This window comes from Streptomyces sp. NPDC052773, from assembly GCF_044547145.1.
GTDB lineage: Bacteria > Actinomycetota > Actinomycetes > Streptomycetales > Streptomycetaceae > Streptomyces.
On sequence record NZ_JBITZX010000001.1, the window covers coordinates 820,529 to 834,695 of the forward strand.

The 14,167-nt window shown below is 73.4% G+C and carries 15 protein-coding genes and 1 tRNA gene; 6 read left to right on the forward strand and 10 right to left on the reverse strand.

Going from position 1 to position 14,167, the window contains the following annotated elements:
- Window positions 1-26: 26 nt before the first annotated feature.
- Complete coding sequence (locus ACIG0D_RS03805) at window positions 27-2,516, forward strand: phosphoribosyltransferase (RefSeq protein ID WP_399796050.1); 2,490 nt, start codon at window positions 27-29, stop codon at window positions 2,514-2,516.
- On the forward strand, window positions 2,516-3,331 hold the full coding sequence (locus tag ACIG0D_RS03810; protein ID WP_399796051.1) for an HAD family hydrolase: 816 nt from the start codon (window positions 2,516-2,518) through the stop codon (window positions 3,329-3,331). The genes ACIG0D_RS03805 and ACIG0D_RS03810 overlap by 1 nt, the downstream gene beginning before the upstream one ends.
- Window positions 3,332-3,398: 67 nt before the next feature.
- Here ACIG0D_RS03810 and ACIG0D_RS03815 read toward each other — a convergent pair whose 3' ends face one another.
- From ACIG0D_RS03815 to ACIG0D_RS03830, 4 genes are all read right to left on the reverse strand, one after another.
- Window positions 3,399-3,620 carry a zinc ribbon domain-containing protein gene (locus ACIG0D_RS03815; protein ID WP_365760285.1) on the reverse strand — a complete coding sequence of 74 codons (222 nt, stop codon included), beginning with the start codon at window positions 3,618-3,620 and terminating at the stop codon, window positions 3,399-3,401.
- A gap of 9 nt (window positions 3,621-3,629) precedes the next feature.
- Complete coding sequence (locus ACIG0D_RS03820) at window positions 3,630-4,211, reverse strand: DUF4383 domain-containing protein (RefSeq protein WP_399796052.1); 582 nt, start codon at window positions 4,209-4,211, stop codon at window positions 3,630-3,632.
- Between the two features lie 155 nt (window positions 4,212-4,366).
- Entirely contained in the window at window positions 4,367-5,821 is a 1,455-nt protein-coding gene (locus tag ACIG0D_RS03825; RefSeq protein ID WP_399796053.1) for a hypothetical protein, read from the reverse strand.
- A gap of 74 nt (window positions 5,822-5,895) precedes the next feature.
- Window positions 5,896-6,720: a DUF4097 family beta strand repeat-containing protein gene (locus ACIG0D_RS03830; protein ID WP_399796054.1), complete on the reverse strand. Its 825-nt coding sequence runs from the start codon at window positions 6,718-6,720 to the stop codon at window positions 5,896-5,898.
- A 225-nt stretch (window positions 6,721-6,945) separates the two neighbouring features.
- On the opposite strand from ACIG0D_RS03830, the gene ACIG0D_RS03835 reads away from it, so the two are divergent.
- A tRNA-Val gene (locus ACIG0D_RS03835) sits at window positions 6,946-7,017 on the forward strand.
- 88 nt (window positions 7,018-7,105) lie between these two features.
- On the opposite strand, the gene ACIG0D_RS03840 is transcribed toward ACIG0D_RS03835, so the two are convergent.
- Window positions 7,106-7,807 (reverse strand): DUF4352 domain-containing protein, encoded by a 702-nt coding sequence (locus ACIG0D_RS03840; protein ID WP_399796055.1) that lies wholly within the window; start codon window positions 7,805-7,807, stop codon window positions 7,106-7,108.
- A gap of 140 nt (window positions 7,808-7,947) precedes the next feature.
- The gene (locus ACIG0D_RS03845) at window positions 7,948-8,295 is read right to left on the reverse strand and encodes a hypothetical protein (RefSeq protein ID WP_399796056.1); all 348 of its coding nucleotides are present in this window, start codon (window positions 8,293-8,295) and stop codon (window positions 7,948-7,950) included.
- Between the two features lie 6 nt (window positions 8,296-8,301).
- Here ACIG0D_RS03845 and ACIG0D_RS03850 point away from each other — a divergent pair, with 6 nt between their 5' ends.
- Complete coding sequence (locus tag ACIG0D_RS03850) at window positions 8,302-8,796, forward strand: chaplin (protein ID WP_399796057.1); 495 nt, start codon at window positions 8,302-8,304, stop codon at window positions 8,794-8,796.
- Entirely contained in the window at window positions 8,786-9,295 is a 510-nt protein-coding gene (locus ACIG0D_RS03855) for a GNAT family N-acetyltransferase (RefSeq protein ID WP_399796058.1), read from the forward strand. Before ACIG0D_RS03850 ends, ACIG0D_RS03855 begins: the two co-directional genes overlap by 11 nt.
- Window positions 9,296-9,325: 30 nt before the next feature.
- On the opposite strand, the gene ACIG0D_RS03860 is transcribed toward ACIG0D_RS03855, so the two are convergent.
- A complete protein-coding gene (locus ACIG0D_RS03860) occupies window positions 9,326-10,225 on the reverse strand; it encodes a ketopantoate reductase family protein (protein ID WP_399796059.1) in 900 nt (299 codons plus the stop codon).
- A gap of 136 nt (window positions 10,226-10,361) precedes the next feature.
- Here ACIG0D_RS03860 and ACIG0D_RS03865 point away from each other — a divergent pair, with 136 nt between their 5' ends.
- The gene (locus ACIG0D_RS03865; protein WP_399796060.1) at window positions 10,362-10,592 is read left to right on the forward strand and encodes a DUF2277 domain-containing protein; all 231 of its coding nucleotides are present in this window, start codon (window positions 10,362-10,364) and stop codon (window positions 10,590-10,592) included.
- 12 nt (window positions 10,593-10,604) lie between these two features.
- On the opposite strand, the gene ACIG0D_RS03870 is transcribed toward ACIG0D_RS03865, so the two are convergent.
- The 3 genes from ACIG0D_RS03870 to ACIG0D_RS03880 all read right to left on the reverse strand — a co-directional run bounded on the left by ACIG0D_RS03870 (window position 10,605) and on the right by ACIG0D_RS03880 (window position 13,945).
- Window positions 10,605-11,210, reverse strand: coding sequence for a DedA family protein (locus ACIG0D_RS03870; protein WP_399796062.1), 606 nt, complete (start codon window positions 11,208-11,210; stop codon window positions 10,605-10,607).
- A gap of 159 nt (window positions 11,211-11,369) precedes the next feature.
- On the reverse strand, window positions 11,370-11,834 hold the full coding sequence (locus ACIG0D_RS03875; protein WP_399796063.1) for a DoxX family protein: 465 nt from the start codon (window positions 11,832-11,834) through the stop codon (window positions 11,370-11,372).
- An 80-nt stretch (window positions 11,835-11,914) separates the two neighbouring features.
- On the reverse strand, window positions 11,915-13,945 hold the full coding sequence (locus tag ACIG0D_RS03880) for an FAD/NAD(P)-binding protein (RefSeq protein WP_399796064.1): 2,031 nt from the start codon (window positions 13,943-13,945) through the stop codon (window positions 11,915-11,917).
- Window positions 13,946-14,167 lie beyond the last annotated feature (222 nt).

Here is a 14,167-nt window from a genome sequence, read left to right on the forward strand (position 1 = left end):
CCTGGCCGCCTCTACTCAAGGGACGCATGAACAAGGCAGTGAACAACGGGGTCTGGTCCGGCAGCTGGGTCGCCCAGCGGCTGGGCGTCGAACTCATGGGCGACGACCGGCTGACCGACCTCCTGGGGCTGGCGCTGCGCCGCAACCCCAAGCGGGCCCATCTGCTGGTGTCGAACGTGCTCGGCAAGCACGTACCGCAGTCACCGTCCGTGGTCTACGGCCATGGCCTCGCCCTCGGCCGCCGGGTGCGCGCGCTGCTCGGCGACGACGCGGCCCGCGAGGCGGTCGTCCTCGGCTACGCGGAGACCGCGACCGGCCTCGGCCACTCCGTCGCCGACGGCCTGGCCCTCGCCCCCTACCTGCACTCCACCCGCCGCCCCGTGCCCGGGGTCGCCCCGGCGGGCGGCTTCGAGGAGTCCCACTCGCACGCCACCTCCCACCTCCTGCTCCCCGAGGACCCGGCCCTGCTCGCGGGCTCCGGCCCGCTCGTCCTGGTCGACGACGAGTTCTCCACCGGCAACACGGTCCTCAACACCATCAGGGACCTGCACGCCCGCTACCCGCGCGAGCGGTACGTCGTGGTGGCCCTGGTCGACATGCGCTCGGCGGCGGACGCGGGGCGTCTGGACGATTTCGCTGCCGGGATCGGCGCCCGGATAGACCTGGTGACGGCGGCCTCGGGCACCGTGAAGCTCCCGGACGGGGTGCTGGAGAAGGGGCAAGCTCTGGTCGCCGAGTACGACACCCAGTCAGGGGCGCGGGGAACGGCGCGACCAACCCCAACCCCCACCGGCCCGCAGACGCCGGACGGCCATGTCACCCGAGTCGATCTGCGCTGGCCCCCGGGCCTCCCCGACGGTGGCCGCCACGGCTTCACCCCCCAGCACCACATGCGCCTGGAGCGCGCCCTCCCCCCGATGGCGGCGCGACTCGCCGACGCGCTGCCCGCAGGGGCCCGCCGGGTGCTGGTGCTCGGCTTCGAGGAGCTGATGTACACCCCGCTACGGCTCGCCCACGAGCTGGAGCGGCTGCGCCCCGACGTGGAGATACGCTTCTCCACCACCACCCGCTCACCCGTCCTCGCCGTCGACGACCCCGGATACGCGATCCGCACCCGCCTGGTCTTCCCCGCCCACGACGACCCGGCCGACGGCCCCGGCGACCGCTACGCCTACAACGTCGCGGGCGCCGGCTTCGACGCCGTCGTCGCCGTCGTCGACTCCGCCGCCGACACCCCCGCGTTGCACGCCCCCGACGGCCTGCTCGCCCGGCTCGCCGAGCACACCCCGCACGTCCTGCTGACGGTCGTCCCGTCGTACGTCCCCGGGGCCGCGAAGGCCCCCGAAAGGCCCGCCACCATGCTGTCCGAGCCCCTCCGCGGCCCCGCCTTCTCCTCGTACGCGCCCGACGAGGTCGGCTGGCTGCTCCAGGACCTGTCGGACGTCACGCTGGAGGCGCCGACCGAGGAGCGCGAGGAGGCCATCCAGCGCGGCGGCGCCCACTACGCCGAGTCGCTGCCCGTGGAGTACCAGCCCAGCGAGCAGTACCAGCGGCTCTTCCACGCCGCGCTGGACACCTCCGCGGCACGCCTGGCCACCGCCGTCGGCGCGGTCACCGAGACGGTGCTCGCCGAACGGTCCCCGCGCCCGGTCCTCGTCTCGCTGGCCCGCGCGGGCACCCCCGTCGGCATCCTCATGCGCCGCTGGGCACAGCACCGCCACGGCCTCGACCTGCCGCACTACGCGGTCTCCATCGTGCGCGGCCGAGGCATCGACGCCAACGCGCTGCGCTGGCTGGCCGCCCACCACGACCCGGCCGACGTCGTGTTCGTCGACGGCTGGACCGGCAAGGGCGCCATCACCCGGGAGCTCGCGGCGGCCCTCGAGGAGTTCGAGAAGGCCGAGGGCGTCACCGGCTTCGACCCGGAGGTCGCGGTGCTCGCCGACCCGGGCTCGTGCGTGCGGACGTACGGCACCCGCGAGGACTTCCTGATCCCCTCCGCCTGCCTCAACTCCACGGTCTCCGGGCTGATATCCCGCACCGTGCTCCGCGCCGACCTGGTCGGCCCGGACGACTACCACGGCGCCAAGTTCTACCGCGAACTCGCCGGCGCCGACGTCTCGGTCGCCTTCCTCGACGCGGTCTCCGCCCGCTTCACCGAGGTCGGCGACGCGGTGGACGCGCAGGTCAAGGAGTTGCTGGCCGCCGACCGCACCCCCACCTGGGAGGGCTGGGCCGCGGTGGAGCGGATCAGCGAGGAGTACGGCATCCACGACGTCAACCTGGTCAAGCCGGGCGTCGGCGAGACCACGCGCGTGCTGCTGCGCCGCGTACCGTGGAAGATCCTCGCGCGAGCGGGAGCCGGCGCGGACCTGGACCACGTGCGGCTCCTGGCCGAGCAGCGCGGGGTGCCGGTCGAGGAGGTCGCCGAGCTGCCCTACACCTGCGTGGGGCTGATCCATCCCCAGTACACACGCGGCGCGACGGGCGCCGACGGAAAGGCGGTGGCCGTCTGATGCCGGTGCTCGTGGCGAGCGACCTGGACCGAACGTTGATCTACTCGGCGGCGGCGCTGTCGCTGACCATGCCCGACGCGCGGGCTCCGCGGCTGCTGTGCGTCGAGGTGCACGAGAGCAAGCCGCTGTCGTACATGACCGAGACCGCGGCGGCGCTGCTCGCCGACCTCGGGGACGCGGCGGTGTTCGTCCCGACCACGACCCGGACCCGCAAGCAGTACCAGCGCATCAACCTGCCGGGCCCGCCGCCCACCTACGCCATCTGCGCCAACGGCGGGCATCTGCTGGTGGACGGCGTCTCCGACCCCGCCTGGCACGCCCGGGTGACCGCGCGGCTCGCGGACGAGTGCGCCTCGCTGGACGAGGTGCGGGCGCATCTGCTGGCCTCGGCCGATCCGGCGTGGGTGCGCAAGCACCGGGTCGCCGAGGACCTGTTCGCCTACCTGGTCGTCGAGCGGGAGCTGCTGCCCGAGGAGTGGGTGAAGGAGCTGGCGGTCTGGGCGGAGAACCGCGGCTGGACCGTCTCTCTCCAGGGCCGCAAGCTCTACGCCGTGCCGAAGCCGCTCACCAAGAGCGCGGCCATGCACGAGGTAGCCCGCCGCGCCGGCGCCGAGCTGACGCTGGCCGCGGGCGACTCGCTCCTCGACGCCGACCTCCTCCTCGCAGCGGACCGCGGCTGGCGCCCCGGCCACGGCGAACTGGCGGACACCGACTGGACGGCCCCCACGGTCACGGCACTGCCGGAGCGGGGCGTACTGGCGGGCGAGCGCACACTGAGGGAACTGCTGAAGGCGACGCGCACCGACACCCTCTAGGGGCGCGGGGAACCGCGCGACCAGCCGCAAGGCACCCGCAGACGGCGACGCACCCGCGGACGCCGTCCTATCCGCAGCAGCCGCCCCCGCAGCAACCGCCGCCGCCCCCGCCCCCGCGGGGCGCGGCGGCCGGGGCGGAGGCCGTCCCGCCCACCGCCACCGTGGACAACAGCTTCACCGTGTCGTCATGCCCCGCAGGGCACGCCGCGGGGTCGGCGGACTCGGCCATCGGACGGCTCAGTTCGAAGGTGTCACCGCAGGTCCGGCACCGGTACTCGTAGCGTGGCATGCGCCCAGGTTAACGGTCGGCCTCCGGCGGACGCAGCGCCTTCGGGCGCAGCTCGGCGCGCTGGACCCGGTCCTCGTCGACGTCCTGGGCCAGCTCCGGATGGCGGGCGCGGAAGTACGGGTTGTCCTCGGGCAGCGCCGAGCCGACCCGTCCGTACATCCCGAACGTCATGAGCACCACGCCGTAGACGAAGCTGAACAGCACGTTCTGGATGCGGAACGCGAGGAAGTTGTACTCGGTGTCCAGCAGGCCCAGGTTCAGGAAGCCGCTGAGGATGAAGGCCGCTCCGACGACCATGTTGAGCGTCGAGGCGAAGTTGCCGCCGATCACCATGCCGACGAAGAGCAGCAGCCCCACGCAGATCGACAGCACGCTCAGCGCGCCGTTGGTGTTCAGTCCGACGACCTGGTCCCCGCGGGTGTCGAAGAAGCCCACCTTGTCGATCAGGCCGAGGATGCCGAACGCGATCAGCACCAGGCCCATCAGACCCGCGCCGATCCGGTAGACCCTGTTCAGGCGGTGGTCGACGGGCAGGTGGTCGTTGAAGCTGATGCGGCCCCGCGATCCCCTGTGCACTGCGTGTGTGGCCATATCCGCCTCCCTCGGGTGTCAGCGGGCGGCTCTTTCGTCCCTTTCGTTCACCAATATCCGCCTGCCCGCGACGCCGCGCCACCAAAACAGGTCGGCACCGGTACGCGACGGGCCGGGGCCGACGTGTCAGCGGCGACGTGTCAGTGGCCGACGTGTCAGTGGCCGGTGCCCGCCGCGCGTTCCTCGCGGATCAGGGCGACCACCCGCGCCACCGTCCGCCGTACCGCCTCCGTCTCCGTGAGGAAGTGCCAGTAGTCGGGGTGGCGCCCGTCGAGGGTGGCGACGGCGCGCTCCAGGCGGGCCACGGAGTCGTCCAGCGGGCGGGCGTGCCGCGGGTCGGGGGTGTGGCGGCCGGCCATGGCGAGCCGCTGGGCGTCCCGGATGGCGAACCGGGTCCGCTCGATCTCCTGCTGCGGGTCCTTCTGCACGGCGTTCAGCCGGCGCAGCCGGTCCCCGGCGGCGGAGACGGCCTCGTCGGTGGAGTTCAGCAGCGCCCGTGCCGTCGAGAGCAGCGCGGTGGCGTCCGGCCAGCGCTGGGCGTCGCGCGCGGCCTGGGCCTCGCGGAGCTTGGCCTCGGCCTGCCGGACGGTCTCCGCGGCCTGCTCGGGCACCCGCTGGAGGTCCTGCCAGCAGGCCAGCGTGAAGCGCCGGCGCAACTCGCTGAGGACCGGTTCCACCTGCTCGGCGCGGGTGGTCAGGGCCTCGGCGCGGGTCCGCAGGGACACCAGCCGGTGGTCGATCTCGGCGGCCCGCTCCGGCAGCCGCTCGGCTTCCGCGCGGATCGTCTCCGCCTCGCGGGCGACCCGCTCGGCGCGCTCCAGGGTCTGCGGGACGCCGTGCTGCCCGGCGCCCTGGTTGAGCTTGGTCAGCTCGGGTGCGAGGGCGGCGAGCCGGGCGGCGAGGTCGTCGGCCCTGAGGCCCGCGCCCCGGACGGTGTCCAGCGCGTTGGAGGCGGCGAGCAGCGCCTGGCGGGCGCGCTCGACGGCCGGGGCGAGCCGGGCCAGCTGGGTCTCGGCCTTGCCGAGCAGCGGGCCGAGGCCCTCCGTGAAGCGGTCCAGGTCCTTCTTGACCCGGCCCAGCTCGTCCTCGGCGGCGGTCAGCTCGGTGCGGGCCCGGGCGGCGGCCGAGGCCTCCAGGTCGTCGCGGTCCAGGTCGTGGGCGTCGACCGCCTGGATGTACCGGTGGCTGGCCTCGTCGATGCGCCGGCCCAGTTCCGCGAAGTCGGCGGCGGCCCGGCGGGCGGCGGGGGAGTCGTCGACGGCGGCGATGGTCTCGATGGAGATCCGCAGATCCCGCTGGGCGGTGTCCAGCTCGTAGAACGCCGCCGCGGCGGCGTCCTTCGCGGCCTGCGCCTCCGCCCGCTGGCTCTCCGCCCGTCCGCCGAACCAGCGCCGGGTGCCGCCGCCGGCGAAGGCGCCGGGCAGCGCGAGCGCGGCGACGAGCGGCAGGCCGATCAGGGTGAGGACGTCGCGGAGGGCGGCGCCCGTGACCGCGGGCCGGGACTTTCGGGCGTCCGTGGCCTCGGTGGCGCCGGGGGCTCTCCGGGGGCCGGCACGGTGGCGCCCGCGCGGCATCGACGGCGAGTACGGCTGCTGCGGTGTCGCCGTCACATCCCTCTCCCGTGCTGTCATCCGCCCTGCCCGGTGTCATTCTCCCACCGGTTAAGGACGAACACACGGGCCCGTCAGTTCGCCGTACGGACCGTGACTTTGCCGTCGCCGGTGCGGGCGGAGACCACATGGTCGCTGGACTCGTCGCGCGGGACGGACACGTCCACCGCGCCGTCGCCGGTCTCGGTGGCCACCCGGTAGGCCGCCCGGGGCAGGTCGATGGTGACGGAACCGTCGCCGCTGCGGGACTCCACCAGGTCCGGTACGGAGCCCAGTTCCAGCCGCACCGAGCCGTCGCCGGTGCGGGCGCGGACCTCGCGGGAGTCGACGTCCGCGTGGATGGAGCCGTCCTCGGTGTGCAGGCGCAGCGGCCCGGTGGCGTCCTCGACGCGGACCGAGCCGTCGCCGGTGCGCAGGTCGAGCGGGCCGGTGGTGCCGGTGACGTTCACCGACCCGTCGGCCGTACGGATGCTCAGCGCGTCCCGGAACCCGTCTGCGCGGACGCTGCCGTCGCCGTTCACCACCTTCACGTCGACGCCGCGCGGCACCTCGACGCGGTGCTTGGAGGAGCAGTCGGCGATGAACCCGGAGCAGTCCTCCCGCAGCACCAGCCGGTCGCCGTCCGCCATCTCCCAGGTCACCTTCGGGTCGCCGCCCGCCACGACCGAGCCGTCGAACCAGCGGGTCACCTCGACGCTGCCCTCGGTGTGCTCGTCGGAGGCGACGATCTCCAGCGCCGAGTCCTCCGCGTCCACGGTCAGCGTGGTGCCCTTCAGCGCGAAGGACCGCGTCTCGGGCTCCTCGTCGTCGCCGGCCGAACTACAGGCGCCGAGCCCCGCGACGAGCAGGGCGACGGCACCGGCGACGAGAGCCGCGCGAGCGGGAACGGAACGGGCCATGACGGTCTCCCCCTGGGTCGGGCCGCGGCGGGTCGCCACCGCGGCTGCGATGTGCTTCGACCGTACGGATCCGCCGCCCGCCCGGGCATCCGGGACGCTCCCGGATCCGGGGTGGGGATAACCCCCGCAGATCCCGGACCCCCACCCCCGAGACCACGACCGGTCTCCCCGGCACCGGGTTTGCAGGACACTGCCCCGGGCAAGGTAGGCTGTCGACTCGTTCTCGGGTGCGTAGCTCAGGGGTAGAGCGCCTGCCTTACAAGCAGGATGTCGGCGGTTCGAAACCGTCCGCGCCCACTGACCATCGGTCCAGGTCGAACGACATACGGCGGCCCCTCGGAAGACTCTCCGGGGGGCCGTTGTCGCATCTGAGGGCCGTGGCCGGTCAGGACACGTCGCCGCGGACCGGGTCGCCGAGAAGTCCGTCCGTGTAGGTCACGTACTCGGGCGTGAACGTGCCCTTGCCGGTGATCGTGCCGGAGATGTTCTCGCCGGGAGCGAGGTCCACCGTGTCGATCTGGTTCTCGTCGACGGCGAGTTCGGCGGTGTGCTTCGAGCCCTTGGTGTCGGTGACGGTGAAGTACAGCGGGTTCACGTCGATCGGCTCGTCACCGTCGTTGGAGATCGTGACGAGGACGCTCGTGTAGTCGCTTCCCTCGGCGAGGACGCTCTTGGCGAAGGCCGTTTTTTTCGCTGTGACCTTGACGGGACCGTCCGAGGCCGCCTGATCCTCGGCCGGGGCTTCCTGCTCGGGTTCCTCTTCGGCCGGTTCCTCGGCTGCCGGGGCGTTGCCGGCCTCCTTCCGGTCATCGGCCGCGCTCACCGAGTCGGCCTTCCTGTCGCCGCCCGAGCCGCTGTCGGCTGCCGCGCCGATGAAGCCGATGAGCAGGATGAGGCCGACCAGACCGAGGGCGGTGAAGCCGATGACCTTGCCGACGGACGACTTCCTCGGCGGCTGGGGCGGGGGAGCGCCCTGCCACCCCGGAGGCGGTGCACCCCAACCCTGCTGCTGGGGCTGCTGCGGTGTGCCCTGCCATTGCGGTTGCTGCTGTCCCCAGTCGGGCTGCTGTGGGTACTGCTGGCTCATGTCGCCCCCCTTGGCGTGTGCGGGAGGGTGAATCTAGCCGGTGTGAACGCAATGTGAAGGTAGAGCGTTGAATTTGTGACGGTCTCCGGTATGCCAAGACCCCGGTCCTGGCGGCCGGGGTCTTCGTCGTTTGTGCCGGTTCAGCTCTGTTCCGGCTCCTCCGTGGTCTCGTGGGCGTGCTTCAGCTGGGAGCGGGCGGCGACGCGGTCGGGGCCGGAGAGTTCCGACCAGTAGCGGTGGGTGCTGACGAAGACCGCGAGTTCGTGCTCGCGGCGGCGCAGCTTCTCCACCTCGGCCTGTTCGTCGGCCGTCCAGCCGGGGGAGGCGGGGCGCTCCACCTTGCGCCAGCCGCCGTCGTCGCTGAAGCCGTCCAGGGGCACGACCGACCAGGGGAGCCGCTTCAGCAGGGCCGACAGTTCGGCCCGGACCTGATGCAGCTCCTCCTGACCGGCGCGGAGGTCGCTGGGGAAGTCATAGGTCGTAGCCACGGGCCAATGCTACGCCTGTTCGATTTTGGGTCGCGAGAGAGTTCGCCCGTTCGGGGTAGTGGCGACGGCGGTGCGCGTCTGCGGCTGCACAGAATCAGGGCACATCTCTCGTTTCCGACAGAGGAGAGAGATTGTGCGCGTTGTTCCCGGGATCGCCGTGACCGTTGTCGCCGGCGCCGCCCTGGCCCTGGCCGGGGTCACCCGCCGCCGACACCACGGGCGACGGCAGGGGCGACACGGGCGTCTGCGGCACCAGCGGTGCCTGCGCCTACGGCGTCGCCGTCGGCTCCCGGCGCTCTGTCCGGCAACGTCGTCCGGATTCCGGTGGACCTGGACCTGAACGTCTGCGGCAACTCCATCAGCGTCATCGGGCCGGCCAACCCCGCCACGGGCAACTACTGCTCCAACGGCTGGGCCCGCCTGTCAAGGTTCCCGGCTCGGAGCGGGACGAGCCGGGTCCTTGTCAGTGCCGGCCTCTACCGTGGTCGGCATGGACGGTGAGGTGCGGCTGGTGCCGTGGGGGGAAGACGACTTCTGGCTGTTGCGCAGGGCCAACAGCCCCGAGATGACCGAGCACCTGGGCGGGCCGGAGAGCGAGGAGAAGCTCGCCGACCGGCACCGGCGGTATGTCGAGCTCAGAGTCGGGCGGATGTACCGGGTGGTGCTCGCGGAGGGGGAGGAGACCGCCGGCTCGATCGGCTTCTGGGAGCGCGAGTGGCGGGGCGGGACGGTGTGGGAGACCGGCTGGGCGGTGCTCCCCGAGTTCCAGGGGCGAGGACTGGCCGCGCGTGCGGCCCGCGCCATCGTCGAGGAGGCACGGGCCGCCGGGCGGCACAGATGGCTGCACGCCTTTCCGAAGATGACGCACTCCGCGTCCGGCAAGGTGTGCGAGCGGGCCGGGTTCACCCTGCTCGGACCGGTCGACTTCGAATACCCGAAGGGGCACTGGATCACGTGCCACGACTGGCGGATCGAGCTGAGCGGTGACGTGAAGGGCTGAACGGCCGGGGGCCGCGAGGCGCCGGGCGCGTCAGTGGCCGGCGTCGCGCAGGTCCCGGATCACCTTCTCCGCGACCGGTACGGGGACGCCGTGCCGCTGCGCCGCGCGCAGCAACGCCCCGCCGATCGCGTCCAGTTCGAGCGGGCGGCCCGCTTCCGCGTCGCGCTGCATGGACGACTTGGTGGCGGGCGGGAAGGCGTCGTAGCGGGCCAGCGCCTCGGCCGGGTCGCCCGGGCCGCCGCAGGCGCGGCTCACCGCGGCGGCCTCCTCCACCAGCGCGGTCAGCTCCTCGCGGTGCCGGGTGCGGACCTCGCCGAGCGGCACCGCGTACCGGGTGGTGAGTAGGGCGAAGGGCGCCAGGAACGACATCTTCGCCCAGAGCGTCGCCGCCTCGTCGTCCAGGACCCGCGTGGTCGGGCCGGCCGCCGCGAGCACCGCCGCGAGGGCGTCGAGGCGGGCGCGCGGGACCGGATCGCCGGTCAGGTCGATCTCGGCGAACGGGCTGCCGTGCTCGATCTCGCCGGGCGCGACCCGGGTCGCCTCCACGCGGATCGCGGCCGGGGCGACCCGGTCGGGGCGGTGGCGGTCACGGAGCAGGGAGGGGTGTTCGACACCGTTGAGGAACGGGACCAGCAGGGTGTCGCCGAGGGCGTCCGGGTCTGCCGGGAGGCGGGTCAGGGCGGCGTCCAGGGCCGTGTGCTTCACGGTGATCAGGCAGGCGTCGACCGGCTCGCGCAGCGCGGTGTCGGCCTCGACGGGGGCGGTGAAGTCGCCGAAGCGGGCGCTGCGCACACGGATGCCGCCGGTGCGCAGGGCGCGGGCGGTGTCCTCGCCGGACAGACAGATCACGCGGTGGCCGGCGCGGGACAGCAGGGCGGCGAGCAGGCCGCCCACACCGCCCGGGCCGAGCACGGCGAAGGCGTGTGCCACGAATGGCTCCTCTCATCGGTCGGCCCCGGGAATCGGTGGCCGCCTCGGCGTTGATCATGACAGGGGGACGGGGGTGCGGGCCAGCCCGGTTTTGAAAGGCGGGACGGGTGCGCCGGGAGAGGAGGACACTGGAGCCATGTGCCGGAGTATCAAGACGCTTCGTCCGCCCGCGTTGCCCGAGGAGGCGACGGAGGAGGACATTCGGGCCGCCGCTCTGCAGTACGTGCGGAAGGTGTCCGGCTTCCGGGCGCCGGCCGCCCACAACCGCGAGGTCTTCGACCACGCCGTCGAGGCCATCGCCGAGGCCACGGCCGAGTTGCTGTCCGGACTGGAGGTGAGGGGGCGGCCCGTCCGCAGCGCGGGCTAGCCCCGGTCGGCGCTACGCCCGCCGCATCAGATACGTCGCCGCCGCTCCCGCCCCGAACAGCGCCAGGACGGACACCCCCGTCGCCAGCCAGGTGGTGCCCAGCCAGTGGGCGCCGAAGTAGCCGAGGGCGACGCTGTAGGTGGCCCAGGACAGGCCCGCGAGGGCGGACCAGGGCACGAAGTCGCGGGCGCGGCGGTGGGCGGCGCCGGCGCCGAGGGAGACCACGGAGCGGCCGGCGGGCGCGAAGCGGGCGAGGACGACGAGGGCGCCGCCCCCGCGGGCCAGCGCCGCGCCGAGACGTTCCTGCGCGAGGCTGAGGCGGGGCGAGCGGGCGATCGCGCGGTCCAGCCGGTGGCCGCCGCGCCAGGCGAGGCGGTAGGCGACTAGGTCGCCGAGCACCGACGCGGTCGTGGCGCACAGGGTCAGCACGAGGATGTCGGGGACGTCGGGCGGGACCTTGCCGGTCGCCGCGCCGGTGCCCGCGGCGGCGGCCGTCGCCGCCATGATGACCAGCACCCCGCTCGGCAGTACCGGCAGGAACACATCAAAAAGAATCGACACGGCCACCACCGCGTAGATCCATGGGCTGCCGGTCAGCGACCCCACAGTCTCCAGCACCGTTACTCCCCGTTGTCCCCCGTAAGCCCTACGAGGGTACGGGAGTGGCCCCGGAGCATGGTCTCCGGGGCCGACGAGGTACGGGGCGCTCGGCTGCAAGTCCGGGCAGCGGCAGTCCGGCAGTCCGGCAGCCCGGCAGTCCGGCAGCCCGTCAGTCCGTCACGCCGTCACCGGCGTCTTGCGTGCCTCCGCCTCCGCCTCCGGCTCCGCGTCCGCGGACCGCCTGGCGAACAGCCGGTCCAGGCCGAACGCGCCGGAGCCGGTGAAGACCAGCAGGAAGAAGGCCCAGCAGAACATCGCGGAGGCCTCGCCGCCGTTCTCCAGCGGCCACAGGGCCATGGGCTGGTGGACGTCGAAGTAGGCGTACGCCATCGAGCCGGAGGCGAGGAACGCCGCCGCGCGGGTGCCGAGGCCGAGCATCACCAGCCCGCCGGCGACGAGCTGGATGACGGCCGCGTACCAGCCGGGCCAGGTGCCGGCGGGGACGGTGCCGCCGTCGCCGCCCGCGGCACCGCCGAGGACGCCGAACAGGGAGGCGGCGCCGTGGCAGGCGAAGAGCAGGCCGACGACGATCCGGAACAGGCCGATGACGTACGGCTGCGCGCTGTCGAGACGTGCGGTCATGTGGGGGGCTCCTTCGGTCGGGCGGGTCCGGCGGACCCGTCGGGGACAGAACCGAGTGGGAGCCCTCACGTTAGGTGGCCCTAATCAATGCTTGCAAGTTCAACATTTAGCCATTGCTTACCTTCCGCTTGCGGTTCCGCATACGCACCGCCCGCGGCCCCGGTCGCGGCTCCCGCCGCGCTCGCCTCCTCCGCCGCCCTCCGCAGCACCGCCCGCGCCACCGCGTCCGCGTCCGCCAGCGTCACGGAGTCCACCCCTGGCCGGGCGCCCGCCGCGGTCACCCAGTGCACCCCTTCCGTGGGCACGCCGAACGCCAGCCGCCGCCCAAGCGCGCGACCCTGACCATCGATCAGGAAGTACGGCCGCGGCGTCACGTCCAGGCCTCCGGTTTCGTATCCGTCGACCGTGTGCGGGCGGGCCTGCCCGGCGTCCAGCAGGCCGGCGAGCAGGGGGTCGGCCGTGCGTCGCAGATCCGGTTCCGGCAGCCGGGCCTCGACGAGCGTCGTCACCCGCACCTCCGACCCGGGCACCAGCGGCGACCGCGCCAGCCACGCCCCGTCCGCGCACCGCACCTCCAGCCGCGGACCCAGCACCTCGACCACGCCCGCGGCGATCAGCGCGGCCAGTTCCTCGATCCGCCGACGGGGCGGGCCGATGGAGAGGAAGGCGTTGAGCGGGGTGTACCAGCGGTCGAGGTGGTCGCGGCGGGACGCGCCGGTCAGTCCCGCGTGGTCGACGATCAGGCGTATCTCGTTGCGCAGATCGCGCAGCACGTCGAGCGCCGCCTTCAGCGGACCGCGGACGTTCCCCAGCGCGGCCTGCGCGGCGTCCGCCCGCAGATACCCCAGCAACCACGCCCGCCACTGCCCCGGGCCGGCGAACTCCTGTTCCCCGTACGGACGGGACAGACGCTCCCAGGACCAGCGTTCGCCTTCCGGCACCCCGAACTCGTCGAGCAGCCGCGCCTCCTCCGGATCCCCGTGCGGCACGGCCAGAAAGCGGTCGGTGAACTCCGGATCGCCGAGGTTCGGATCGCCGAGGTTCGGCTCGCTGAAGTCGGTATCGCCGAAGTCCGGGTCGCCGAAGTCCCGGCGCCGCAGCAGCGCCGCGTAATAGACGGTCTCCACCTCCTTCGCCACCAGCGGCCATATCTCCGCGAGGAAGTCCGGCGCGTCGCCCGAGTCCGCGCGTTTGCGGAAGCCGGAGACGACCTCCGGGGTGAGCACCAGCGGGGTGTGCCGGCCGTACGGCCCCTTGGCGTTGTCGCCGCGCGCCTGGTACGGGACACCGCGCCGCGACCCGGCGTACAGCCGCGGCTCGCGGCCTGACGGGACGTAGCGCACCTCGCGCCCGTCCCGCCCCTCCCGCACGAAGCGACCGCCGCGACCGGTCGTCAACAGGGCCATGTGGTCGAAGAAGTTGAGGCCGAGACCGCGCAGCAGAACCGGTTCGCCGGGGGATACGGCGGTCAGGTCCACGTCCGCCGGGTTGGCGGGCGGCACATGGCGCAGGCCGTGTGCGGCGGCGTACGATGCCAGGCGGCGCTGCTCCGGGTCGGCGGCGGCCGGGAGATGGCCCTGGGCGAGGACGACGGCGGTGAGGCCGGTCAGGACGCGGCCGTCGTCCAGGGTGAGGGTCTGGCGGCCGTCGGGGGCGTCGGTGAGCCGTACCGCGCGGGCGGTGTGGGTCTCGACGCGCACCCCAGGCGGGGCCTCGCGCACCACCTCGGCGAACACCCACTCCAGATAGCGGCCGTAGTGGGCGCGGGTGGGGTAGTCGTCGGGGCCGAGGTCGCCGCCGGCCCACTCGTACAGGCTCGGCCCCGGGCGGATGGGGCCGGAGCAGTCCACGCTGTCGTCGGTGAACAGGGTCACCTGCGAGGCGACCGTGTTCATCAGCAGCTCCGGGGACTGGTCGGTGCGCCAGACCCGGCCGGGGCCGGGCGGTGCCGGGTCGACGACGTGCACCGTGAGCCGGGCACCGGGCGGCAGGAGGGAGGGGGCGGAGGCGCAGAGGCGTTCGAGGACGCTGGTGCCGCGCGGGCCGGCACCGACCAGGGCGACGGAGAGCCGAGCGGTGGGGGCGCCGTTCTCCGTGTTCGCTGTAGACAAAGGGGGGACTCCCGGGCGAGTGGGGGGCGCGTTGGAGCGAAAGGACCGCCCAACTGGGCAGACCGGTGACCGGCGGCCCGCCCGGGTGGGCAGACCGCCGAAGCGGACGGTCCGCCTCATCATGCCTTCGGCCGCCACTCAAGCCAACGCGCGCCCCGACAGATCCCAGAGATCCCAGAGATCCCAGAGATCCCAGAGATCCCAGAGATCCCATAGATCCCA